General features: G+C 64.8%; 21 protein-coding genes and 1 pseudogene. 14 read left to right on the top strand and 8 right to left on the bottom strand.

What is annotated here, in order from left to right; genetic code table 11:
* The first annotated feature begins 13 nt into the window (after nt 1-13).
* Entirely contained in the window at nt 14-322 is a 309-nt protein-coding gene (locus tag JQ632_RS24785; RefSeq protein WP_249152504.1) for a hypothetical protein, read from the top strand.
* Here the strand turns inward: JQ632_RS24785 and mobA are convergent.
* Both mobA and JQ632_RS24775 read right to left on the bottom strand, forming a co-directional pair.
* A complete protein-coding gene (gene mobA, locus JQ632_RS24780; RefSeq protein WP_212405218.1) occupies nt 316-951 on the bottom strand; it encodes a molybdenum cofactor guanylyltransferase MobA in 636 nt (211 codons plus the stop codon). The two genes, JQ632_RS24785 and mobA, sit on opposite strands and share 7 nt — an antisense overlap.
* A gap of 1 nt (nt 952) precedes the next feature.
* Entirely contained in the window at nt 953-1,843 is an 891-nt protein-coding gene (locus tag JQ632_RS24775; RefSeq protein WP_212405203.1) for a formate dehydrogenase accessory sulfurtransferase FdhD, read from the bottom strand.
* A gap of 84 nt (nt 1,844-1,927) precedes the next feature.
* Between JQ632_RS24775 and mobB the strand changes: the two genes are divergently transcribed.
* The 10 genes from mobB to ybaK all read left to right on the top strand — a co-directional run bounded on the left by mobB (nt 1,928) and on the right by ybaK (nt 15,407).
* On the top strand, nt 1,928-2,455 hold the full coding sequence (gene mobB / locus JQ632_RS24770) for a molybdopterin-guanine dinucleotide biosynthesis protein B (RefSeq protein ID WP_212405202.1): 528 nt from the start codon (nt 1,928-1,930) through the stop codon (nt 2,453-2,455).
* A gap of 9 nt (nt 2,456-2,464) precedes the next feature.
* Nucleotides 2,465-3,721, top strand: a complete 1,257-nt coding sequence (gene glp, locus JQ632_RS24765; RefSeq protein ID WP_212405201.1) for a gephyrin-like molybdotransferase Glp — start codon at nt 2,465-2,467, stop codon at nt 3,719-3,721.
* Between the two features lie 45 nt (nt 3,722-3,766).
* The gene (locus JQ632_RS24760) at nt 3,767-4,000 is read left to right on the top strand and encodes a sulfurtransferase TusA family protein (RefSeq protein ID WP_212405200.1); all 234 of its coding nucleotides are present in this window, start codon (nt 3,767-3,769) and stop codon (nt 3,998-4,000) included.
* A gap of 128 nt (nt 4,001-4,128) precedes the next feature.
* Nucleotides 4,129-5,562 (top strand): sigma-54 dependent transcriptional regulator, encoded by a 1,434-nt coding sequence (locus tag JQ632_RS24755; RefSeq protein ID WP_212405199.1) that lies wholly within the window; start codon nt 4,129-4,131, stop codon nt 5,560-5,562.
* Nucleotides 5,555-7,579 carry a cache domain-containing protein gene (locus JQ632_RS24750; RefSeq protein WP_212405198.1) on the top strand — a complete coding sequence of 675 codons (2,025 nt, stop codon included), beginning with the start codon at nt 5,555-5,557 and terminating at the stop codon, nt 7,577-7,579. The genes JQ632_RS24755 and JQ632_RS24750 overlap by 8 nt, the downstream gene beginning before the upstream one ends.
* 344 nt (nt 7,580-7,923) lie before the next feature.
* On the top strand, nt 7,924-9,576 hold the full coding sequence (locus JQ632_RS24745) for an OFA family MFS transporter (RefSeq protein ID WP_212405197.1): 1,653 nt from the start codon (nt 7,924-7,926) through the stop codon (nt 9,574-9,576).
* Nucleotides 9,577-9,660: 84 nt separating this feature from the next.
* A complete protein-coding gene (locus JQ632_RS24740; protein ID WP_212405196.1) occupies nt 9,661-9,954 on the top strand; it encodes a hypothetical protein in 294 nt (97 codons plus the stop codon).
* A gap of 286 nt (nt 9,955-10,240) precedes the next feature.
* Complete coding sequence (locus JQ632_RS24735; RefSeq protein ID WP_212405195.1) at nt 10,241-11,944, top strand: NADH-ubiquinone oxidoreductase-F iron-sulfur binding region domain-containing protein; 1,704 nt, start codon at nt 10,241-10,243, stop codon at nt 11,942-11,944.
* Nucleotides 11,941-14,709, top strand: a complete 2,769-nt coding sequence (gene fdhF, locus JQ632_RS24730) for a formate dehydrogenase subunit alpha (protein ID WP_212405194.1) — start codon at nt 11,941-11,943, stop codon at nt 14,707-14,709. The genes JQ632_RS24735 and fdhF overlap by 4 nt, the downstream gene beginning before the upstream one ends.
* Before the next feature lie 224 nt (nt 14,710-14,933).
* Nucleotides 14,934-15,407 carry a Cys-tRNA(Pro) deacylase gene (ybaK, locus tag JQ632_RS24725; RefSeq protein WP_212405193.1) on the top strand — a complete coding sequence of 158 codons (474 nt, stop codon included), beginning with the start codon at nt 14,934-14,936 and terminating at the stop codon, nt 15,405-15,407.
* 9 nt (nt 15,408-15,416) lie between these two features.
* Here ybaK and JQ632_RS24720 read toward each other — a convergent pair whose 3' ends face one another.
* Together JQ632_RS24720 and JQ632_RS24715 are read right to left on the bottom strand one after the other, a co-directional pair.
* The gene (locus JQ632_RS24720; protein WP_212405192.1) at nt 15,417-16,535 is read right to left on the bottom strand and encodes a HupE/UreJ family protein; all 1,119 of its coding nucleotides are present in this window, start codon (nt 16,533-16,535) and stop codon (nt 15,417-15,419) included.
* A gap of 111 nt (nt 16,536-16,646) precedes the next feature.
* Nucleotides 16,647-17,618, bottom strand: coding sequence for an MBL fold metallo-hydrolase (locus tag JQ632_RS24715; protein ID WP_212405191.1), 972 nt, complete (start codon nt 17,616-17,618; stop codon nt 16,647-16,649).
* Nucleotides 17,619-17,771: 153 nt separating this feature from the next.
* Here JQ632_RS24715 and JQ632_RS24710 point away from each other — a divergent pair, with 153 nt between their 5' ends.
* A complete protein-coding gene (locus JQ632_RS24710; protein ID WP_212405190.1) occupies nt 17,772-17,984 on the top strand; it encodes a hypothetical protein in 213 nt (70 codons plus the stop codon).
* A 12-nt stretch (nt 17,985-17,996) separates the two neighbouring features.
* Here the strand turns inward: JQ632_RS24710 and JQ632_RS24705 are convergent, their stop codons facing one another.
* On the bottom strand, nt 17,997-18,674 hold the full coding sequence (locus tag JQ632_RS24705) for a GntR family transcriptional regulator (RefSeq protein WP_212405189.1): 678 nt from the start codon (nt 18,672-18,674) through the stop codon (nt 17,997-17,999).
* Nucleotides 18,675-18,823: 149 nt separating this feature from the next.
* Here JQ632_RS24705 and tcuA point away from each other — a divergent pair, with 149 nt between their 5' ends.
* Nucleotides 18,824-20,215 (top strand): FAD-dependent tricarballylate dehydrogenase TcuA, encoded by a 1,392-nt coding sequence (tcuA, locus tag JQ632_RS24700; RefSeq protein ID WP_212405188.1) that lies wholly within the window; start codon nt 18,824-18,826, stop codon nt 20,213-20,215.
* Nucleotides 20,202-21,302: a tricarballylate utilization 4Fe-4S protein TcuB gene (gene tcuB, locus JQ632_RS24695; RefSeq protein ID WP_212405187.1), complete on the top strand. Its 1,101-nt coding sequence runs from the start codon at nt 20,202-20,204 to the stop codon at nt 21,300-21,302. Before tcuA ends, tcuB begins: the two co-directional genes overlap by 14 nt.
* Nucleotides 21,303-21,313: 11 nt before the next feature.
* Here tcuB and JQ632_RS24690 read toward each other — a convergent pair.
* From JQ632_RS24690 to JQ632_RS24680, 3 genes and pseudogenes are all read right to left on the bottom strand, one after another.
* A pseudogene (locus JQ632_RS24690) lies at nt 21,314-22,031 on the bottom strand (autotransporter outer membrane beta-barrel domain-containing protein).
* A 6-nt stretch (nt 22,032-22,037) separates the two neighbouring features.
* Nucleotides 22,038-23,336 carry a GGDEF domain-containing protein gene (locus tag JQ632_RS24685; protein ID WP_212405186.1) on the bottom strand — a complete coding sequence of 433 codons (1,299 nt, stop codon included), beginning with the start codon at nt 23,334-23,336 and terminating at the stop codon, nt 22,038-22,040.
* A gap of 288 nt (nt 23,337-23,624) precedes the next feature.
* Complete coding sequence (locus JQ632_RS24680) at nt 23,625-24,329, bottom strand: alpha/beta hydrolase (RefSeq protein WP_212405185.1); 705 nt, start codon at nt 24,327-24,329, stop codon at nt 23,625-23,627.
* Between the last annotated feature and the right edge of the window lie 119 nt (nt 24,330-24,448).

Below are 24,448 nucleotides of genomic sequence, written 5' to 3'. Positions count from 1 at the left end.
GGGTGAGCCCGCCATGACCGCCTCAACTCCCCTGAATTTCCGCAAGATTGCCGCCCTGATCGCGGCCGCCGGCACGCTGTTCTGGCTCTATACCTTCTATTTCATCGCCCATGTCCCGCCCGGAGACGGCTCCGGCTTCCAGTGGCTGGCGGTCTTTCCGCTCGGGATGATTTTTGGCATCTTCTTCCTGCCGGCCTGGCTGCTCGTCGCCTTCGGCTGGCTGCCGCGGTTCACAACGGCCTACGGCCTCTGCGGCCTGATCGCGTTCGCGATCATCTGGTCGCAGCTTCTCAACGAGTTTCCAAAGGCGAAGCTTTACTGAGGGGCCGCGTCCAGCACGGCGAGCCGTTCGGCTTCTGCCACGTCCTCAACCGTGTTCGCATTGAAGAACGGATCAAGCGGTTCGGTCGGCCAGCTCACCGTGGCCAGCCGATAGCGTGCGGTCCAGCGGTCAATCTTGCGGATGTCTTCCACCGTGAGTGAGTGACGCAGCGCATCGCGCAAATCGACGCGCCAGAGCCCGATGACCGGATGCGATTGGCCGCCGGAGGCGGCGACGGCGAGCTGCGCATTCTCCTTCGCGCGCGCCTCGTGCAGCCGAGCGACGAGATCGCGCGGCAAGAACGGGCAGTCGGCGGCGGCGCTGAGCACCCACTCGACCTCCGGCCGGTTCGCTGCGGTCCAGTCGAGCGCGGCGAGGATGCCGGCGAGCGGCCCCGGATAGTCGGGCACGTCGTCGGCGATCACGGTCAGGCCAAAGGCGGAAAAGCGCGCGGGATCGCCATTGGCGTTGAGGACCAGACGATTGCATTGCGGCGTCAGGCGCGCGATGACGCCCTCCAAAATGGTGCGGCCGCCGATGGTGCGCATCGGCTTGTCGCCGCCGCCCATGCGGCGCGCGAGACCGCCGGCGAGCAGCACGCCAAGAGTCGACGGAATGTTGGGCGGCATCTCACTCATCGCCGCCTTCGCCCTTGCGCTTGTGCTTTGCCGACTCCTCCTCGACATAGTCGAGGTTCTGGTCGTAGACGATGCGCTCAACGCCTGCGAGCGCGAGGAAGCGCTTGCCCCGCGTGCGCCCGATCAGCGTCAGCCCGACCTGCCGCGCGAGATCGACGCCCCAGGCGGTGAAGCCCGAGCGCGAGACGAGGATGGGAATGCCCATGCGCACGGTCTTGATCACCATCTCCGAGGTGAGGCGTCCCGTGGTGTAGAGGATTTTGTCGCCGGCCTCGACATTGTGGCGGTACATCCAGCCCGCGATCTTGTCGACGGCGTTGTGGCGCCCGACGTCCTCGGTGTAGCACAGCGGCGTGCCTTCCTTGCACAGCACGCAGCCATGGATCGCGCCGGCCTCCAGATAGAGCGAGGGCATCGTGTTGATGGTCTGCGTCATCTGGTAGAGCCAGGACGTGCGCAGCTCCGCCTTGGGCAGCGCGACGCTCTCCACCGCTTCCAGGAGATCGCCGAATGCCGTGCCCTGGGCGCAACCCGAAGTCTGCGTCCGCTTCTTCAACTTGGCTTCGAAATTGGTGTGGTGCTCGGTGCGCACGACGACCACCTGGAGGTCGTCGTGGTATTCGACCTCGGTGACGACGTCATTATATTTCAGCATGTTCTGGTTCAGCAGGTAGCCCAGCGCCAGATATTCCGGGTAGTCGCCGATCGTCATCATGGTGACGATCTCCTGGGCGTTGAGATAGAGCGTCAGCGGCCGCTCCATCGGCACCTTGGTCTCGACCTTTGCGCCGGTCTGGTCGACGCCGATCACGGCCTGCGTCAGGCGCGGATCGGCCGTGTCAGGGACGATCAGGGGGACCGGGGCTTTGTCGATTTTCATCATGTGGCCGACGTTAGCATGACATTCCGCTCAAGCCGATATAAGCATGGCGCAATGACGGGGAAGGTTCAGGTTCCGGTGACCAGAATGAAAGTGATTGGCCTGGCGGGATGGAGCGGTGCGGGCAAGACCACGCTGCTGACACGGCTGATTCCGCATTTCAAGGCCGAGGGCCTGCGCGTCTCCGTGATCAAGCACGCCCATCACCACTTCGACGTCGACGTGCCCGGCAAGGATTCCTGGCGTCATCGGGAGGCGGGCGCGGCCGAGGTGCTGGTATCGTCGGAGCGGCGCTGGGCGCTGATGCACGAGTTGCGCGGCGCGGGCGAGCCGCGGCTGCCAGAGCTTCTGGAAAAGCTTGCTACAGTCGATCTCGTCGTGGTCGAGGGGTTCAAGCGCGAGCCGCATCGCAAGATCGAGGTCCATCGCGCCGCCAACGGCAAACCGCTGCTGTTTCCTGATGACCCCGGGATCGTCGGGATTGCGACCGACACGCCTGTTGAAACAAGGCTGCCGACGGTCCATCTGGACGACATCTCTGCCGTTGCCGCGCTGTTGCTTCGCGCAGCGATGACGGTCGAAGAGGTCGTGGCGAAAAGCAAAGTGACGCGCTGACGAGGAACGATGGCGCAACTGTCCGACGATTGTTTTGCCTTTGGCGGACCGATGATGTCGGTCGACGACGCCGTCGGCCTGATCGCGACCCGCGTCAACGCGATTGCGGATGTCGAGACGGTCGCGCTGACGGAGGCCGACGGGCGCGTGCTCGCGAAGGATATCGCCGCGCCCTTGCCCTTGCCGCCTTTCACCAACTCCGCGGTTGACGGCTATGCGGTTCGCAACGCCGATCTCCCGCAGGGCGAGGAGCGGGCATTTCCGCTCGACGGCCGTGTCGCGGCCGGCGGAGCTGCCGAGGCACCGATCAAGCCTGGCCATACCTTGCGCATCTTCACGGGCGCGCCGATGCCGCCGGGCGCTGGGACCGTCTTCATGCAGGAGGACGTGCGCGTCGACGACGGCGGAAACATGGTGCTGCCGCCGGGACTAAAACCCGGCGCAAACGTCCGCCCGGCGGGCGAGGATATCCCGCTCGGCCAGGTTGCGCTGTGCGCCGGCCAGCGCTTGCGGCCGCAGCATGTCGCGCTCGCCGCAGCCTTCGGGATGACATCGCTCGACGTTGTCAGGCGTATCCGTGTTGCGGTGTTCTCGACCGGCGATGAGCTGGCTTTGCCGGGCGCGCTGCGCGGGGCGTCGCAGCTGTTCGACTCCAACCGGGTCATGCTGATCGCGATGCTGCGCCGGCTCGGCTGCGAGGTCTCCGATCTCGGCATACTACGCGACGATCGCGTCTCGCTCGCCGAGGGCCTGAAGCAGGTCGCGGGCCAGCATGATCTGATCCTCACCACCGGCGGTGTCTCGACCGGCGAAGAGGATCACGTCAGGGCCGCCGTCGATGATATCGGCAGGCTGGTGCTGTGGCGGATGGCGATCAAGCCCGGCCGTCCCGTCGCGATGGGCATCATCGATGGCACGCCGCTGATCGGGTTGCCCGGCAATCCTGTCGCGAGTTTTGTCACCTTCGTCCATGTGGTGCGGCCGACGGTGCTGGCGCTCGCCGGCAGCCTGCCGGAGCCGATCGTTCCGATCCCGGTGCGTGCCGCCTTCACCTACAAGAAGAAGGAGGGCAGGCGCGAATATGTTCGCGTCTTCCTGCGCAAGGCCGAGGATGGTGCGCTCGAGGTGACCAAGTTTCCGCGCGAGGGTGCGGGCCTGTTGTCCTCGCTGGTCGAGACCGATGGCCTGGTCGAGCTCGGTGAAGCCGTCACGCGCGTCGAGCCCGGGCACAGCGTCGGCTTCCTGTCCTATGCCAACCTGATCTGAGGTCCACGCGTTGACGCCGCCAGCCCGCCCCGCCATGTTGCCCCGATGACCAGGACCACGCTCGATCTCACCGGGCTGAAATGCCCTCTGCCGGCGCTCAAGACGCGAAAGGCGCTCAAGCCGCTGAATACGGGCGACCAGCTCGAGGTTCACTGCACCGATCCGCTGTCGGTGATCGACATCCCGAACCTGATCCGCGAGACCGGCGACAAGGTCGAGATCACCGAGCGCAACGAGACGCGCATCGTGTTCCTGATCGAAAAGGCTCACAGCCCGTAGAAAGGCGCATGTTCACGGCCGCCGCGTTTGACTATGCTCCGGGTTCGGGGACGGCCGGTTGTTTCGCTGCAATGCAACAAGCGCCTGTCGTTGCGCTCTAGTGATCTCTGGACCCAAGACGTCGGACTATGACTTTCCTTACATCGAAGGCTGGCGCACCCGCCGGTCCTGCGGCGGGCCGTGAGGCTGCCGTCAAGCTTGGCAAGACGGCAGCGGGCGCTGAGTTCGGCGCGCTCGCGCAGGCCTCGATCCTGATCGTCGATGACGAGCCGGGGATGCGCAACTTCCTGGTGCGGACGCTGGCGCCGCGCTGCAAGCTGGTGGACGAGGCGGCTGACACCGACCAGGCCTCGCGCAAGCTCGATTCCAACCGCTATGACGTCGTCATTCTCGACAACATCATGCCGGGCAAGAACGGCGTCGACTGGCTGGCGGAGCAGCGCGCCGTCGGCTTCTTCGCCGATGCGATCCTGATCACCGCCTATGCCGATCTCGACACCGCGATTCAGGCCTTGCGCGCAGGCGCGGTCGATTTCGTGCTCAAACCGTTCCGCTCGAACCAGATCCTCAACGCGGTCGCGCGCTGCCTCGATCGCGTCAGGCTGCAGCGAGAGAACTACGTGCTGCGCTACGCGCTGCGCGCCTCGTCCGACCGCACCTTCCTGCGCGACAATCTGATCGGGGAATCGGCCGCGACGCTGCGCGTGCGCGAGACGATCGCGCGGGTGGCGCGCCTGCCGACCTCGGTTCTGCTGACTGGCCAATCCGGCACCGGCAAGGAAGTGGCGGCGCGGTCGATCCACTCGCTGTCCGACCGCGCCGACAAGCCCTTCGTGCCCGTGAACTGCGCGGCGATCCCGCCCGACATGATCGAGGCCGAGCTGTTCGGGCACATCAAGGGCGCCTTCACCGGCGCCGATAGCGGGCGCGAAGGCCTGTTCCTCTATGCGCATGGCGGCACGCTGTTCCTCGACGAGATCGGCGAATTGCCGTTGCCGATGCAGAGCAAGCTGCTCCGCGTGCTCGAAGATCGCCGCGTCCGGCCGGTCGGCTCGGAGCGTGAGGTTCCCGTCGACCTGCGCTTCATCTTCGCGACTAATGCCGAGCTGCAGAAGGAGGTCGAGAAGGGCCGCTTCCGTGCCGACCTGTTCTACCGGCTGAACGTGATGCAGCTCCATCTGCCGCTGCTGAAGGATCGCGGCGACGACGTGCAGGAGCTCGCCACCATCTTCATGAGCAAGCTGTCGGTTCAGCTCGGCATGCCGCCGGTCCCGATCGACGCCTCGGTGCGGGCGGCGCTCGCCAGCTACGACTGGCCGGGTAACGTGCGCGAGCTGCGCAATCTGATCGAGCGCACGCTGATCCTCGGCGCCTTCCCTGACGATTTTGCGGGTCCCCGCAATGACGGTCAGTCCGCGCCTGCGGACAGTCTCGCCGAGCTCGAGCGCCGGCACATTCTCAGCGTGCTGAAAGAGGTCGGCGGTAATCGCGAGGAGGCGGCGCGGCGGCTCGGAGTCTCGCGCAAGACCATCGACCGCAAATGCGCGTTATGGGATGTCTGACCGGACCGGCAGCAGCGATGAGCCCTTGCGGGGACGCTCCGTCCGCTTCCGCCTGCTCGCGATCGCGCTGCTGCCGATGCTGGTCATCCTGCCGCTCCTGCTCGGCGTTGCGATCTATCGTTGGAACGCAAAATTCGACGCCACGCTGATTTCGAAGGTGAACGGCGATCTCACCATCGCCCATCAATATCTCGCCCGCATTCTCGAAAAGACCGGCGTCCAGATCCGCTCGCTCGGCCTGTCCGCCCGCTTCCACGAGGTGCTTGCTCAGGATGCGCGCGGTCCTCTCCAGGATCTGCTCGAGGAGACCCGCAAGGAGATCGGCCTCGATTTCCTCTATCTGACCAACGGCCGCGGCGACATTCTGGCTTCGTCGCCGCAGTTGCACGGCATCCCGAGGGCCGACTGGCCGATCATCCAGTCGGCGCTGTCGGGCCAGGCGCCGGCAACAGGCGTCGACATCTTCGCCAATGACGAGCTGGCCGCGATTTCGCCGACGCTGGCCGAGCGCGCACGGCTTGACCTCGTGCCGACGCCGAACGCGGTGCCGACCGACCGCAGCACCGAGACGCGCGGCATGGTAGTGCACGCGGCGAGCCGGGCGATGCTGCCCGACGGCGGCGCGGCGGCGATCGTCGGCGGCACCGTGCTCAACCAGAACCTCGAATTCATCGACACGATCAACGACCTCGTCTATCGCGCGGCGAGCCTGCCGGAGGGTAGTCAGGGCACGGCGACGCTGTTCCTGGAGGACGTGCGGATCTCGACAAATGTCCGGCTGTTCGAAGGGCGGAGGGCGCTCGGCACGCGCGTATCGGCGGCGGTGCGCTCTGCCGTGCTGGACGAGGGCCGCACCTGGCTCGACAGCGCCTTCGTCGTCAACGACTGGTATATCTCGGCTTATGAGCCGCTGGTCGACAGTTTTGGCAAGCGCGTCGGCATGCTCTATGTCGGCTTCCTGGAAAGACCCTTCAGTGAAGCCAAATACCAGACGCTGATCATCGTCATCGTCGCTTTCGTCGCGATCACGGTCGCGACCGTCCCGATCTTCCTGCGCTGGGCGAGCTCGATCTTCATGCCGCTGGAGCGCGTAACGGCGACGATCGGCGAGGTGGAGCGAGGGAATCTCGCCGCCCGCACCAAGATGCCGGTGTCGGGCGACGAGATCGGCCGCGTCGCGGTTCATCTCGACAGCCTGCTCGACCAGATCCAGGAGCGCGACCGGCAGCTGCGCGAATGGAACGAGGAGCTGAACGTCCGCGTGCGCGAACGCACCCGCGATCTCGAGCACGCCAACCTCAAGCTCGAGGCGACCACCAAGCAGCTCATCATGTCGGAGAAGCTCGCCGCCATCGGCGAGATCACCGCCGGCGTGGCGCACGAGATCAACAACCCGATCGCGGTGATGCAGGGCAATCTCGACGTCATCCGCAGCGTGTTCGGGGCTGACGCCGACAAGGCGAAAGTCGAGTTTCGCCTGCTCGACGAGCAGATCCACCGCATCAGCCAGATCGTGACCAAGCTGCTGCAGTTCGCACGGCCCGAGGAATATGCCGGCTATGTCGAGCGCCACGCGCCGGCCAGCGTCATCTCGGATTGCCTGCCGCTGGTCCAGCATCTCCTGAACAAGACCGAGATCGCCGTCGTCAGGGACGACCGCGCCAGCCGTCTGGTGCTGATGAACCGCAACGAGCTGCAGCAGGTGCTGGTCAATCTCATCGTCAACGCGATCCACGCGATGTCCGACGGTGGAAACCTGACGCTGCGCTCCTTCGATACCGAGCGCGAAGGGAACCCGGGCGTCGCCATCGAGGTGGCCGACACCGGCATCGGCATGGGCGCTGAGGTGATTGAAAAGATCTTCGATCCCTTCTACACGACGAAGCGGCGGCAAGGCACCGGGCTTGGGCTGTCCATCAGCCAGACGCTGATCAAGCGCCAGGGCGGGCAAATCACCGCTGAAAGCCGCGTCGGTTCGGGAAGCACCTTTACGGTGTGGCTGCCCGAGGCGAGCTGATTTGGACATTTTGTCCGGCGACTTCGGGACATTTTGTCCAAAGCGACTCATTGCGCTGCGGGAAGTCGTTGATTCCTAACGATGCACCAACTGGCACGCGCGTTGCTCATCTCAAGACAGGGTGTTGAGGGGGAATGAGGGCGCGATAGCCGTCACTTGCAACGCTGCCCGCGAGACGAAGGGACATCGCTCGCGATCAGCCGCTTGCTCCGCGCATACGAACGGGTGCGCGCCAGACGATTCCACTTCGGCATGAAGACCAACCGGTCGTGTGCGGCTCTCAGGGCGCGCGCGCGATCTCGAACAGATGTGCCCGGCAAGGCCACGTTTTGGAGGTGATGCTCATGACGACTGCCGATACCATTCTCGCACCGGCGGGTGCTTCCGGTTTTCTCGATCGCGAACGCACGATCGCGACGGCCGGCTTCAATCGCTGGCTGGTGCCGCCGGCGGCGCTCTGCATCCATCTCTGCATCGGCATGGCCTATGGCTTCTCGGTGTTCTGGTTGCCGCTCTCGCGCGCCATCGGGCTGAACGCGCCGAAAGCGTGCCCGGACATGACGCTGGTGCAGGAGCTGTTCACCACCACCTGCGACTGGAAGGTCGCAAGCCTGGGCTGGATGTACACGCTGTTCTTCGTGCTGCTGGGCGTCTCCGCCGCGCTGTGGGGCGGCTGGCTCGAGCGGGTCGGTCCGCGCAAGGCCGGCTTCGTCTCGGCTCTGTGCTGGTGCGGCGGCCTGTTCCTCGGTGCGATCGGCATCTACACCCACCAGCTCTGGCTGATGTGGCTGGGCTCGGGCGTGATCGGCGGCGTCGGTCTCGGCCTCGGCTACATCTCGCCTGTGTCGACGTTGGTGAAGTGGTTCCCGGATCGCCGCGGCATGGCGACCGGCATGGCCATCATGGGCTTTGGCGGCGGCGCCATGATCGGCGCGCCGCTGGCGAACCTCTTGATGAACTACTTCAAGAGTCCGACCTCGGTCGGCGTCTGGGAAACCTTCGTCGCGATGGGCGTCATCTACTTCGTGTTCATGATGATCGGCGCGTTCCGCTATCGCATTCCGCCGACCGGCTGGCAGCCCGAGGGTTGGACCCCGCCGACCAAGGCCAATGCGATGATCTCGAAGAACAACGTCCATCTCAAGGACGCGCACAAGACGCCGCAATTCTGGCTGATCTGGTGGGTCCTCTGCTTGAACGTGTCGGCCGGCATCGGCGTGATCGGCATGGCCTCGCCGATGCTCCAGGAAATCTTCGCCGGCAAGCTGATCGGTCTGCCTGATATCGGCTTCAACGCGCTCGATGCTGGACAGAAGGCGCAGATCGCGGCGATCGCCGCCGGCTTCGCCGGCCTGCTGTCGCTGTTCAACATCGGCGGCCGGTTCTTCTGGGCCTCGCTGTCGGACAAGATCGGACGCAAGAACACCTACTACACGTTCTTCATCCTCGGCATCGTGCTGTACGCGCTCGCGCCGACCTTCGCGGCGATGGGCTCAAAGCTCCTGTTCGTGCTCGGCTTCGGCATCATCCTGTCGATGTATGGCGGCGGCTTCGCCACCGTGCCGGCCTATCTCGCTGACATGTTCGGCACGCAGTTCGTGGGCGCGATCCACGGCCGGCTGCTGACGGCGTGGTCGACCGCGGGCATCATCGGCCCTGTCGTGGTGAACTATATCCGCGAGTTCCAGCTCGCGGCCGGCGTGCCGCGCGACCAGCTCTACAACACCACGATGTACATCCTGTGCGCCATGCTGATCGCCGGCCTGATCTGCAACTACCTGATCAAGCCGGTCGATGCGAAGTGGCACATGAAGGAGGCCGACGTCGCCAAGCTGCAGGCCGCGAGCGCCAGCGCTGCCGCCTCGGGGCCGCACGGCTCCTATGGCATCGGTTTCGGCGGGCTCGACGCCAAGGCCGCGCTGTTCTGGGCCTTCGTCGGCATCCCGCTAGCATGGGGCGTGTGGAAGACGCTGGAGAGCGCGGTCAAGATTTTCTGATCGCACATTCATCGCGAGCGGGAGCGCCCTGCGCGCTCCCGCCGCTCATCTCGATTGTTTCAAAACAACCTCTGGGGAATTTCGATGGTTCGCAAACTCGTTTGTGCCGCCGCCATGCTGCTCGTCGCCGGCGCACTGCAGTCCGCATCCGCACAGACCGCCGCGGCACCGGCCGCAACGCCGCCCGCCGCGACCGAGGCCAAGACCGAGGCAAAGCCCGGCAAGCTCAAGCTGACCGCGCAGAAGCTCAAGGACATGAAGGCCAAGTGGAGCGCCAACAAGTCGAAGCTGAAGGAGTGCCGCAAGGACGTGAAGGCCAAGGGCCTCGCGGGCGACGACCGCTGGTTCTATATCGAGGAGTGCATGGGCAAGAGCTGACCCGGCGAACGACAGGGGCGTGGAAGCCGCCTGCATGCACTGGATCGGGAACTCGATAGGATTTCGCTATCGCAGCATAGGACGCCTTTATTGATCTTCAATCCAATTCGGGTTTCGTTCTGTTAGTTCAGGCGCGTGAGATGGATGCGGCGTCGTTCCCGGCAGCGGGTCAGGGAACGCCCTGCACCGCGCTTAACTGCTTCCGAGAGCGGGATAAATCGCTTGGCATCTGGCATACCAGAGGCTAGTGTTGGAGCCGTTCTAAGGACGAGATCGAGACGAATCGATGAGCCACGACGTGCACAAGGTCCGCCAATTCGAGCATCCCGGTGAGGGACGCCGGCGCGCCAAAGCCACCCCAAAGGGGCGCCAGGTCGATCCGACCGCCGGGCATGAGATCGAATTGCTCCTCGGCGACCGGCCGCGGCGGCGCGACCTGCTCATTGAGTATTTGCACCTGATCCAGGACAAATATCACCAGATCTCGGCGGCGCATCTCGCGGCGCTTGCCGACGAGATGAAGCTGTCCTTCGCCGAGGTGTTCGAGACCGCAACCTTCTATGCGCATTTCGACGTGGTGAAGGAAGGTGAGGCTGACATCGCCCCGCTCACCATCCGGGTCTGCGACTCGCTGACTTGCGCGATGCTTGGCGCTGAGAAGCTTCTGGAGGATCTGCAAAGCAAGGCCGGGCCGGGCATGCGCGTCGTGCGCGCCCCCTGCGTCGGCCGCTGCGACACCGCGCCCGCGGCCGAGGTCGGCCACAACTTCGTCGACCATGCGACGGTCGAGAGTGTGCTGGCGACGGCGAAGGCCGGCGACACCCATGCGCACCCGCCCAAATATACCGACTACGCCGCCTATGTTGCCGGCGGCGGCTACAAGCTGCTGGGTCGCCTGCGCACCGGCGAATTGTCGCGGGACGATTTGTTGAAGTCGCTCGACGACGCCTCGCTGCGTGGTCTTGGCGGCGCCGGCTTCCCGACGGGCCGCAAATGGCGTGCGGTGCTCGGCGAACCCGGTCCGCGCCTGATGGCGATCAATGGCGACGAGGGCGAGCCGGGCACGTTCAAGGACCGCTACTACCTCGAGACCGATCCGCATCGCTTCATCGAGGGCATGCTGATCGGCGCGCATGTGGTCGAGGCCGCCGAAATCTATATCTACATCCGTGACGAATATCCGGCCGCGCGCGAGATCTTGGAGCGCGAGATCGCAAAGCTGCCTGCGGGCGGACCGACGCTGCATCTGCGGCGCGGTGCCGGCGCCTATATCTGCGGTGAAGAGTCCTCGTTGCTCGAAAGCATCGAAGGCAAGCGCGGTCTGCCCCGGCACAAGCCGCCTTATCCGTTCCAGGTCGGCCTGTTCGGCCTGCCGACGCTGATCAACAACGTCGAGACGCTGTGGTGGGTTCGCGACATCGTCGAGAAGGGCGCCGACTGGTGGAAGAGCCATGGCCGCAACGAGCGTTTTGGCCTGCGCAGCTTCTCGGTGTCGGGCCGGGTGAAGAACCCCGGCATGAAGCTCGCACCGGCCGGCATCACGGTGCGTGAGCTGATTGACGAATATTGCGGCGGCATGGCCGATGGCCATCGCTTCTACGCGTATCTGCCGGGCGGTGCGTCCGGCGGCATCCTGCCGGCGTCGATGGACAACATCCCGCTCGATTTCGGCACGCTGGAGAAATACGGCTGCTTCATCGGCTCGGCCGCGATCGTGATCCTGTCGCAGCACGACAGTGTGCGGAGCGCGGCGCTGAACCTGATGAAGTTCTTCGAGGACGAGAGCTGCGGCCAATGCACGCCGTGCCGCGTAGGAACCCAGAAGGCGGCGCTGCTGATGCAGCAACCGGTCTGGAACCGTGCGTTGCTCGACGAATTGAGCCAGGCGATGCGCGATGCCTCGATCTGCGGCCTCGGACAGGCAGCATCCAATCCGCTGACATCGGTGATCAAATATTTCCCTGACGAGTTCAAGGAAGCGGCCGAATGACCAAGATTACGTTTGAGCTCGACGGCAAGCAGGTCGAGGCCAAGCCCGGCGAGACCATCTGGCAGGTCGCAAAGCGCCAGGGCCGGGACATTCCTCATCTCTGCTACTCGCCTGAACCCGACTATCGCCCCGACGGCAACTGCCGCGCCTGCATGGTCGAGATCGAAGGCGAGCGCGTGCTGGCGGCCTCCTGCAAGCGCACGCCCTCCGTCGGCATGAAGGTGAAGACCGAGTCCGCGCGCGCGACTGCTGCGCAGAAAATGGTGATGGAACTGCTCGTCGCCGACCAGCCGGCGCGCGAGACTTCGCACGATCCGGAGTCGAAATTCTGGAACTGGGCCGAGAAGACCGGCGTCACCGAGAGCCGTTTTCCTGCCGCCGAACGCTGGGCAACCGATGCCAGCCATCCGGCGATGCGCGTCAATCTCGATGCCTGCATCCAGTGCGGCCTGTGCGTGCGCGCTTGCCGCGAGGTGCAGGTCAACGACGTCATCGGCATGGCCTATCGCAATGCCGACGCCAAGATCGTGTTCGACTTCGACGACCCCATGGGTGAATCCACCTGCGTCGCCTGCGGCGAATGCGTGCAGGCCTGCCCGACCGGCGCGCTGATGCCGGCGGTGATGCTGGACGAGAATCAGACCCGCGTCACCTATGCCGACAAGAAGGTGGACTCGCTCTGTCCGTTCTGCGGCGTCGGCTGCCAGGTCACCTATCAGGTCAAGGACGAGAAGGTGATCTACGCGGAAGGCCGCGACGGCCCCGCCAACCGCAATCGTCTGTGCGTGAAAGGCCGCTTCGGCTTCGATTACATCCATCATCCGCATCGCCTGACCAAGCCGCTGGTGCGACTGCCGAACGCGAAGAAGGATTCCAACGACCAGGTCGATCCGGCCAATCCCTTCACTCATTTCCGCGAGGCGTCGTGGGAAGAGGCGCTCGATATCGCCGCCAAGGGCCTGGTGAAGATCCGCGACACCAGCGGCGTGAAGGCGCTTGCCGGCTTCGGTTCGGCCAAGGGCTCGAACGAAGAGGCCTATCTGTTCCAGAAGCTGGTGCGCACCGGCTTCGGCTCCAACAATGTCGATCACTGCACGCGGCTCTGCCACGCCTCGTCGGTGGCCGCGCTGTTCGAAGGTCTGAGCTCGGGCGCGGTGTCGGCACCGTTTGCGGCTGCGATGGATGCCGAGGTCATCGTCGTGATCGGCGCCAACCCGACCGTGAACCATCCGGTCGCGGCGACCTTCATCAAGAACGCGGTCAAGCAGAACGGCGCAAAGCTGTTCGTCATGGATCCGCGCAAGCAGGCGCTGTCGCGCCATGCGACCAAGCACCTCGCTTTCAAGCCCGGCGCCGACGTCGCTATGCTGAACGCGATGATCAACACGATCATCACCGAAGGGCTGACGGACGATCAATACATCGCCGGCTACACCGAGGGCTTCGACGAGCTCAAGGAGAAGATCAAGGAGTTCACACCGGAGAAGATGGAGGCGATCTGCGGCATCCCGGCGCAGACCCTGCGCGAGGTGGCGCGATCCTATGCACGCGCGAAATCGTCGATCATCTTCTGGGGCATGGGCATCAGCCAGCACGTCCATGGCACGGACAATGCGCGCTGCCTGATCGCGCTGGCGCTGATCACCGGCCAGGTCGGCCGTCCCGGCACCGGCCTGCATCCGCTGCGCGGCCAGAACAACGTGCAGGGCGCCTCCGACGCCGGCCTGATTCCGATGTTCCTGCCGGACTACCAGCCGGTCGGCCGCGTCGATCTGCGCGGCAAGTTCGAGGAGGTCTGGCAGCAGAGCCTCGACCCCGTGCGTGGGCTTACCGTCGTCGAGATCATGAACGCTATCCATGCGGGCGAGATCAAGGGCATGTACATCGAGGGCGAGAATCCCGCGATGTCGGACCCCGATCTCCAGCACGCGCGCGAAGCGCTCGCGATGCTCGACCATCTGGTGGTGCAGGATCTCTTCGTCACGGAGACCGCGTTCCACGCCGACGTCATCCTGCCGGCCTCGGCGTTTGCGGAGAAGGACGGCTCCTTCACCAACACTGATCGCCGTGTGCAGCTCGCGCGCCAGGTGATCAAGCCACCCGGCGATGCGCGCCAGGATCTCTGGATCATCCAGGAGATCGGCAAGCGGATGGGATTGCCCTGGAATTATGCGGGCCCCGGCGACGTCTTCACCGAGATGGCGGAATTGATGCCGTCGCTGAAGAACATCACCTGGGAACGCCTGGTGCGTGAAGGCGCGGTGACCTATCCGGTCGACGATCCCAACAAGCCGGGCAACGAGATCATCTTCACCACGGGCTTCCCGACCGAAAGCGGCCGCGGCAAGATCGTGCCGGCAAAGGTCATTCCGCCGGACGAGGTACCCGACGACGAATATCCGATGGTGCTCTCGACCGGCCGCGTGCTCGAGCACTGGCACACGGGATCGATGACCCGCCGCGCGCAGGTGCTCGACCAGATCGAGCCGGAGGCGGTCGCGTTCATGAACCCGAAGGACATGCGCAAGAAGCAGCTTTCGCTCGGCGATTTCATTCGCCTGGAGACCCGCCGCGGCGCGGTCGAGGTCAAGGTCCGCTCCGACCGCGACGTGCCGGAGAACATGGTGTTCATGCCGTTCTGCTACGCGGAAGCGGCGGCGAACCTGCTCACCAACCCGGCGCTGGATCCCTTCGGCAAGATCCCCGAGTTCAAGTTCTGCGCAGCAAGGGCCGAGCGCGCCGAGATGCGGGACGCGGCGGAGTAGGGGCTGCGCGGCTGATTGGCGGGACGGCGCCGCCATTTCTCGCTGTCGTCCCGGCGAAGGCCGGGACCCACCGCGTGATCTCTCGATTGGGATCGGTAGAGGTACCGGACCACATATCTTCGCCAAACTCCTCCCTGGGATTATGGGTCCCGGCCTACGCCGGGACGACGACTGAGCGTGCGGTGCGCTTCGCGTCTCGCAATGACAGTGCTAGATGTTGCCCCATGTCCAAAGTCACTCCCGCCACACGCGCGCTTGCCGCCGCCGGTGTCGCCTTCACCGTGCACAACTATGACTACGATCCCGATGCCGAGAGCATCGGGTTGCAGGCTGCGTCAGCGCTCGGCGAAGATCCCGCGCGCGTCCTGAAGACGCTGATGGCGCTGGTCGACGGCAAGCCGGTCTGCGTGGTGGTGCCCTCGGACCAGGAGGTCTCGATGAAAAAGCTCGCCGCGGCCGCCGGCGGCAAGTCGGCGCAGATGATGAAGCCGACGGAGGCCGAGCGCGTCACCGGCTTCAAGGTCGGCGGTATCAGCCCGTTCGGGCAGCGCCGGCCGGTCAAGACGGTGATCGAGCAAAGCGCGCTCGCTCATGAGCAGGTTTATGTGAACGGCGGCCAGCGCGGTTTGCAGGTGCGGCTCAGCCCGGCTGACGTGCGGGACGTGTTGAAGGCGGTGGCGGCCGACGTGACCGCGTGAGGGCCGAGATCAGCCGGCAAAGACCCGCTCGATGAACCAATAGGTGCCCATCACGGCCGCCGCGATCGAGGCAATGCGCGGCGTCAGCGTGGCGCCGCGACCGCGCGACAGCAGCGCCAGGAGCGGTAGCGCGATCACGACGAAGACGAGCTGGCCGATCTCGACGCCGGCGTTGAAGCCGATCAGCGCGCGGACCAGCGCCGCGCCCTTCAGCTCGATCTCGCCGAGCGCTGCGGCAAAGCCGAGCCCGTGCACGAGGCCGAAGCCAAAACTCCACATCCAGCGCCGCCGGTCGGGCGCAGCCGAGATCAGGTTCTCCAGCGCCACCCAGATGATGGTGGCGGCGATCAGCGGTTCGATGATGCGGCCGGGAATGGTGACGAGCCCGAGTGCCGCCAGCGTCAGCGTTACGCTGTGGGTGAGCGTGAAGGCGGTGACGATCTTGACCACGCTGAGGACGCCGCGCGCCCCTGCAAGCAGCGCGAGCAGGAACAGCAAATGATCGTAGCCGGTCAAGATGTGCTCGATGCCGAGCTTGATGAAATCGAGCCAGCCGGTCGCGACCGGGCGGCTGATGTCGATGCTTTCGCTGCGCGAGGCTTCGCCGAACACCACCTGCCGCTCGCCGCTTGCAGTGCGGATGTTGGCGAGCGCCTGATAGTGCTCGCCAAGGAAGGTGCCCCAATCATCGGTGACGGTAAGGCGGCCATGCTCGCCGCTACAGGTGAAGTCGATTTCGACGCTGCCGCGGGCATCGTTGGCGCCACTGCCGGCGATGCGTACGCGGCCGGCCTTGCAAGGCGTGCCGCCGAGATCAATCTTGACGCTGCGCCGGGCCTGTTCGGCTACGGTCTCGGCGGCGCCGCGGTCGCCATTGGCGGCGACGGTCAGGAGCAGCGCCGAGCCGTTGGGGATCTCGGGCAGGGCCACTGCAAGAATGTAAGTGAGGCGATCGCCGATGAGATCGATGCGGACGAGTCCGATGGTCGTCGCGTGGGCCAGCGCTTGCGTAGAGCAGAACAGCGCCAGCAGCAGCGTTGCCCATCGCGCGTGACGCGGTGTCGATCTCTGTTGCATCGTCGTTGCGGCCGCCGGGTCGTTGATCCGCCTGCCTGCCTTCCTACGCACGAAATGCTGCCGATGGAAGCGGGTTTCCCTGCCGAAGCCGGACCACACCATCAGATCGAAAGGTGCCGCCCAATAAAGAAACCCCGGGAGGGAGCCCGGGGTCTTGCTTGTTCAGCGGTAGAGGTCCATCGCCTCGGGATAATAATGGAATCCCTCGCCGGTCTTGGCGATATGGCCGACGCCCGGCCACGCATAGTGATACGCCATCACCGGAATCTTCTGGGCGGCGATCATGTCCAGCAACTTCACCCGGGTTTCGGCGGCCTGGGCCGGGTCGGTGTCGTACGAGAACTGCATCCGCGGCTTTTCCAGCAGCAGGATCGGGTGGTGGGTGAGATCGCCGAGGAAAGCGAACGACTTTCCGTTCGACGTGACCATGAAGATGGTATGGCCGATCGTGTGACCCGGAGCTGCGATCGCCTGCACGCCGGGCAGGAATTCCTGACCGTCCTTGTAGAACACCAATCGGTCGCGCACCGGCAGCAGGTTCTTTCGGGCGTGAAGGACGAAATCCTTCAGCGGTCCGCCGGCCTTGCCTTCATCGGTCCAGAAGTCGAAATCACTCTGGGCGATGTAGTATTGCGCGTTGGGGAACAGCACATTGCCGTCTTCGCCCACGACGCCGCCGATATGGTCGATATGGGCGTGCGAGAACACCACCGCGTCGATGTCCTCCGGCTTGATGCCGGCTTCCTTCATGCTCTTCTGCTGGCGTCCGGTGGTCGGGCCGAAGTTTTTCGCCGTGCCCATGCCGGTGTCGAAGAGAATGAGCTTGTCACCCGTATTGACGATCGGGGAATTCTGTTCGAGCATGACGTTCTCGGGAGACAGGAAATTGTCGGACAGCATCTTTTTCACGGCGTCATCAGGCACGCCGATGAAAGTGCCCTTGGGAGGGCCGAGCAGCAGAGGTCCGTCGGAGACGACGGTGACTTCCGTGTTGCCGAGATCAAAACGGTAGAAATAACTGGGCTGCGTGCCCAGCTTGGGCGCTTTCGCGAGTACGGTCTCGCCGAGCATGGTCGTTGCGCCGAGGCCGGCACCGAGCGCTAGCAGCGACCTTCGCGTCACGTTTGACGTCATGCGTCTTCTCCACTTCTTCTTATGCAGTGTGAAACTTGCCCAGGCGGGTGGATCCCGCTCTCTACCGAGCAACCCTAGGCTGCGCCCACTTTTGGTGGCAAGCAAGAAGATTTGCCTGCATTGCAGGACGCGTCGCTGCGGCAAGATTTATTCGTGAGCACCGGCACCGTATCCGGCCATTGCCTGTCGGTCTTCTGTAGCCGCGCGCTCTGCTTCTCGCGCGCGCTCGGTGGCCAGGCCGGCCTGAGCTTGCGCGGCGCTGCGCTGATAAGCACCATTTTCGAGGAGATGATCGGGAAGGGGATAGGCGATGCGTATTTTCCGGTGATCGCCAGGCTGATCGATCCGCCGCGCTCGTCCGGCTGACGGCGCGGACCGCTACTGCTTCTGCAACAGTTTGAGCCGGCAGCGGAGCGCCTCGCGAATGTGCTCGCGCGCCAGCCGTTCGGCCTTGTCGCCGTCGCGCGCCGCAATTGCGTTGATGATGGCCTGATGTTCCCGGTGGCTGGTCGACGGACGGCCGGTGACGGTGAAGGTGGTCGGGCCGAGCAGCGCGATCCAGTCCTGCAGCTCCCGTGACGCATTGTCGAGATAGCGGTTGCGCGCGGCGCGGCAGATCGCTTCGTGGAAGGCGCGGTTGAGCCTCGCCATCTCGGCGGCGTCGGAGGCGTCGGTAAAGGCCTGCTCGATATCCGACAGCGCGTCGACTTCCAGCCTTGAAGCATGTTCCGCGGCAAGCCGGGCGGCCGCGCCTTCCAGGATTTCCCGCATGGCGTAGAGCTCGAGCACCTCGGAAATGTCGAGGCTGCGGACGATCAATCCCCGGCCTGCGGCCGGCTCGACAAAGCCGCGTGCCGCCAGCCGTCCCAACGCTTCCCGCACCGGGGTGCGGCTGACCTTGAGCCGCTGCGCGACCTCCTCCTCGCGCAGGCGGTCGCCGGCGCGGTAGTGGCCTGCCTGCATTGCCTCGCAGAGCGAGCGGAACACAGCTTCGCCCAGCGCGAGGCCTGAGCCGCGCGAAATCGAACCGATCGCCTTTGCCGGACGTTTTGCCATCTGTTTCCTTCGCCGGCTGCATCCTGTCCATGCAAACCGGGCGCTTGCGGAGCTAATGTATATCTTTGTATACAAAGGTGCGCAATGGCCGTTGACGGCGGCCTGCAAACGGCGGAATTCTCAAGGGACGTATCCCCGAGGCAGACGGCATGAACGGCAAATACGACGTGCTGGTGATCGGCGGCGGCAATGCGGCGTTGTGCGCGGCGATCAGCGCCCGTCGCGGCGGCGCCTCCGTCCTCGTGCTCGAAGGCGCGCCAAAATTCTACCGCGGTGGCAATACGCGCCATACCCGCAACATGCGCTGCGCCCATGACGCCGCGACCGAGATTTTGACCGGCCCGTACACGGAAGAAGAGTTCTGGAAGGACCTTCTGCTGGTCACCGGCGGGCAGACGGACGAAGAGCTCGCCCGCCACATGATCCGGGAGTCCAAGGACATTTTGAACTGGATCGTGGAGCAGGGCGTGCGCTGGCAGCCCTCGCTCGGCGGCACGCTGAGCCTGGGGCGTACCAACTCCTTCTTCTTAGGTGGCGGCCGCGCGATGCTGAACGCGCTGTATCTCACCGCGGAACAGCTCGGCGTCGACATCGAGTATGATGCGGAGGTGATCGACCTCGTGATCGAGGACGGCATGTTCCTCGCCGCACGCGTGAAGCGGCCGGTCAGGGGCGCGACCGAGATCCGCGCCACCTCGCTAGTTGCAGCCGCCGGCGGCTTCGAGGCCAACATCGAATGGTTGAAACAATATTGGGGCGAGGCCGCCGACAATTTTCTGATCCGCGGCACGCCCTATAACCGCGGCTCGATCCTGAAGATGCTGCTCGACAAGGGCGTGCAGGAGGTCGGCGATCCCACCCAATGCCACGCGGTCGCGATCGATGCCCGCGCGCCAAAGTTCGACGGCGGCATCATCACGCGGCACGATTCGGTCGTGTTCGGCATCGTCGTCAACAAGCACGCCGTGCGCTTCTACGATGAGGGCGAGGACATCTGGCCGAAGCGCTACGCGATTTGGGGCAGGCTCGTCGCCGCGCAGCCCGACCAGATCGCCTACATCATCTTCGACTCGACCGTGGTCACGAGCTTCATGCCGACGCTGTTCCCGCCGATCGCGGGCGCGACCGTTGCCGAGCTCGCCGGCAAGCTGACGCTCGACGCGGCGGCGCTGGACAAGACCATTGCCGATTTCAACGCCGCGGTGCTATCAGGCACCTTCGACCACACCATTCTGGACGATTGCCGCACTGAGGGCATCACGCCGCCCAAGACGCATTGGGCGCGGCGCATCGAGACGCCACCCTATCTCGCCTATCCGGTGCGGCCGGGCATCACCTTCACCTATCTCGGCACGCGCGTGAACAAGGAGGCGCGCATGCTGATGCAGGACGGCAAGCCGGCCGCCAACATGTTCGCGGCGGGTGAAATCATGGCGGGCAATGTGCTGGGCAAGGGCTATGCGGCCGGCATGGGCATGACCATCGGCAGCGTGTTCGGGCGCATCGCGGGACGGGAAGCGGCAAAACATGCACAGAACTAGGATCCTCGAGGAGAGCGACCGTCTGATGACGGTCTGCAATTCCTGCCGCTACTGCGAAGGCCTGTGCGCGGTTTTCCCCGCCATGGAGATGCGCCGCGCCTTCTCCGACGGCGACCTCAACTATCTCGCAAACCTCTGCCATTCCTGCGGCGCCTGCTATGTCGACTGCCAGTTCTCGCCGCCGCACGAGTTCAACGTCAATGTTCCGAAGACGCTCGCGGTCGCGCGCGCGGAATCCTACGCGGCCTACGTCTGGCCACGGGCGCTGTCCGGTGCGTTCGCGCGCAACGGGCTCGTCATCAGCATCGTTGCCGCGCTCAGCATGGCCGTCTTCATCCTGGGCTTTGCGGCGTTCAATGATCGCACGGCGCTGTTCGGCGTCCACACGGGACCCGGCGCCTTCTACAAGCTGATGCCGCATAACGCGATGGCCGCGCTGTTTTCCGCCGCTTTCCTCTATGCGATCCTGGCGCTGGTGCTGAGTATGCGCGCCTTCTGGCGCGACATTGGTGAACCCATTCGAGGACGCGCCGATGGCGGCTCGATCTTCCAGGCGATTCGCGATGCCGGCGAGCTGCGCTATCTCCATGGCGGCGGCGTCGGCTGCTACAACGAGGATGACAAGCCGACCGACCGGCGCAAGCTCTATCATCACCTGACTTTCTACGGCTTCCTGCTGTGCTTCGCCGCGACCTCGGTCGCAACCCTCTATCACTATCTCCTCGCACGCGAGGCGCCCTATCCGTGGTGGGACCTGCCGGTCGTGCTCGGCACGCTCGGCGGCATCGGCCTCATCGCAGGGCCCATCGGCCTTTTCCTGGCGAAGACGCAGCGCGATGCGGCGCTGGTGGATGAGAGCCGCTACGGCATGGATGTCGGCTTCATCGCCATGCTGTTTTTGACCGGTATCACCGGCCTTGCCCTGCTGCTCCTGCGGGAAACCTCAGCCATGGGGCCGCTGCTGGCTCTGCATCTCGGCGCCGTGTTCGCGCTGTTCATCACCATGCCCTATGGAAAATTCGTGCACGGCATCTATCGCTTCGCCGCGCTCGTGCGCTACGCGCAGGAGCGGCGGACGGCGGGGTAGTTTCCTGCCCGCTACCACCCATATCGCAGGCTCGCCGTGCCGGCATAGGTGGTGCTGCGAGCCGCGAACTCGCCGTCAAATTTGGCCGAGAGCGTGATGCCGTTGGTGAATTTCAGCTCGCCTCCGGCAGAGATGAGTCCGGCGTCCTTCGCCGGCGTGGCCCCGTTGACGATAAAGCTCGCGCCGGGCAGCGTCTGGAACGCGGCAACCAGCGTCGGATCGCTCACCCAGTCGTGTGCCCAAGCCGCACGACCGCGCAGCGTCAGAACGGAATTGGGGGTGATCATCGCCGCGCGGTCGAAGCGCGCGCCTAGCTCGCTCCGCGTGTCGTAGGCGCTGCGTCCCTGATAGGTCAGGCCGAAGCCGCTGCCGGCGAGATCGGTCTCGGTATAGGTGGGCGTGCGAAAATACTGCATCTGCGCTGCCGCGTAGGGTGTGAAGCCGCCGATCGGCGTAGCGAACCGATAGCCGCCCTCGATGCGCGTTGAACTTCGCGGTGAGCTGATTGCCGAAGGGCGCAAAGCGGTCCGTTGACATCCAATGATTGGCCACGGCGAGCGAGGCGGCGAGATAGGCCGGTCCCGAACGCACCGCGGTGTAGACGCCGGCCTGCAGCGCGTCGCTCTTGCCGCCGCCGATCGCCTGCGCAAGGTCCCATTTGGTGCCGCCGCCCGAGAGCGCAAAGCCGAACACTGCGCCGCGGCTGCGTCGACGACGCGTCGAGGTCATAGCATTTCAAGCCACCTGGCGCCGCCGCGGGTCCGTCTGCGCGCCTTCTGAGGCGTGATAGACCTGCACCCGGTTGCGGCCCTTCTGCTTGGCGCCGTAACAGGCGGCATCCGCCTGCCGCAACGCTTCCTCGAGGCCGATCGTTGCGTCCGAGATGCAGGCCAGCCCGATGCTTGCAGTGACCGCAAAGCTGCGATCGTCCCACGAGAAGGCGAACAGCTCGAACGACCGTCGCAGCCGTTCGGCGATGTCGACCCCGTCGTAGGGTGTGCAGCGTGGCAGGATGATCCCGAACTCATCGCCTCCGAGCCGGGCGACATGGTCATGCGGCCGGCGGTCCTTTTGCAGCAGGCGTGCGATATCGCACAGCAGACGGTCGCCCGCGAGATGGCCGCAGCTGTCGTTCACGGCCTTGAACTGGTCGAGGTCGAGCAGGATCAGGGCGAGCGGCGCGCGACCGACCTCGCCGAGTTCGTGCTCCAGCCGGACCTCGAAGTCGCGCCGGTTGGCAAGGCCCGTCATCGCATCGTGGGTGGCCTGCCAGCTCAGGCGCTCCTTCTCTGCCTTCAAGGCATTCTCGAAGGCTTCGCGCTGCTGGACGAGGCGGCGGATCCGCCACACCATCAGCAGAATGAGCGTGCCGGCAGCCGCGAGGTTTGCCAGCGTGAGCAGCACCTTGATGGTGCGCGATCCCTCACCGAGCACCGCGGAAAAGCGGTCCGCACGCTCGGTGAACTGACTGTTCAGCTCGTGGAGGCGGCTGGTCAGAAACCGCAGGCGTTGCTCGTCTCGAATCGGCCCCTGCTTCATCTCCGTGTCGATGGCTTCCCCGAAGATCGTCAATTCGAGCAGCATCGGGTCGGTGGCCACCCAATGCTGGATCGCGGCATCCATGAAGCTGACGTGATGGAAGTAACGATAGAGCCAGATCAGGCCGGGGACGTCGTCGGGATGATTGCCACCTTGCAGAAATCCATGGCTCGCCGCATCGAGGTCTTCAGGCTGGCGTTCGAGTGCGCGCCTTGCAAACTTGTCGCCGATCGGGACAGCGAGCGCATCCTGATATTGGTCGAAGAAAGTCCGATCGCCCGAATGCAGGTACAGGTCGAGGTCGTAGACCGCGTTCTTCTGCGCACGTGACCACAGCGCTTCGCCGGCAACATAGGCGCGGACCGACGACAGCACTTCGAGGCTGCCGATGGCCAGCAAGGCTTGCAGCAGCGCGACCGCCACGAACGGCGAGACGAGCTTGATCACGTGAAGGAAGCTGCGCTCCTTCATCGACGCGACGGTTCTGCGAAACAAGAGTCGTTCCCCAATCCGACGACCACCCTGGCGTGGCTCTGTGCATACAACGTGGAGTAGACGCTGCGGAACTTAATCCGGCCTGAAGGCGGGTGACGACCGTTCGCGACAGTGAACCCATCGTGAAAGGGACGAGAGCAGATCAACGAAATTGCCTGACATCCGGAACTCTCCGGGTTTGGTTAGGGCAATCGTCTCAAATGTCAGGATTGCCGTTTACTCGAACGTGACGCGCAAGCTGCCTGCTTGCGTGATTTACGATCGCAGACGAGCGCGGTCGGCTCCAAGCTAGGCAAGGCCTGCCAGGATCCGGACCAGCTCCTCGGGCCTGTTGTTTGCGACCATGTGATTGGTGGCGACCTCGTGGTAGCGCCAGGCCGGCGACCCCTTCGCGTGTCTGGCCGCCCGCCAGAAAGCGTTGTTGCCGATGTCATTCTCTGGCGCCGCTGTTGCCTTGATATAGGTCCTGGTGAACGGAAACGACTCCAGCGGTTGAGCCAGGAACACGGGCTCCGTAAAGCAGCCTTGCGGCTGGGTCGTCCGTCGCGCGGCCATCCAGGCCGCTTCCTCCGGACTGTCGAACTCGCGCACGGGACCTGTGATCGCCCAATCCTGACCGAGTTCCATCTTGGGCCGCCCATCGCGCCCGAGATGCGACCAGACCGACTCGCCATTTCCAGGCACGAAGGCGTCGAGATAGACGAGGTGCGAGACGCGCTCGGCGATGTGCTCCAGCGCGCCGGTGACGACGAAGCCGCCATAGGAGAAGCCGACCAGCACGATCTTGTCGAGATCCTCGTACAGGATGTGGTTGACCACGTCGCGGATATGCGTGCCGAGGCCGACCATCGGGCTCGACAAATGGATGCGCTCGCCGACACCGGTCAGGCCGGGGCTCGACACCTCGTGCTGTTCGGAACGGAGCAATCGACGGACATGCCGAAAACCGTGCGCGCCGCCCCAGGCGCCGTGAACCAAGACGAATGTCGACATCCCATGCTCCGATTGTCCATGCGCGGTGATCGAACCGGGATGCTAGGCGCATCCACCGCCTGCGCAATGTCGCTGCGTCTCAAGCCGCTGCAGCGCATTGAAGGCGTGAAATTCGATTG

Origin of the sequence: Bradyrhizobium liaoningense (genome assembly GCF_018130955.1) — a bacterium.
GTDB classification, from domain to species: Bacteria; Pseudomonadota; Alphaproteobacteria; order Rhizobiales; family Xanthobacteraceae; genus Bradyrhizobium; species Bradyrhizobium liaoningense_C.
The sequence above is the reverse complement of the archived record's forward strand: the minus strand, read 5'-3'. Positions and strand labels throughout refer to the sequence as shown.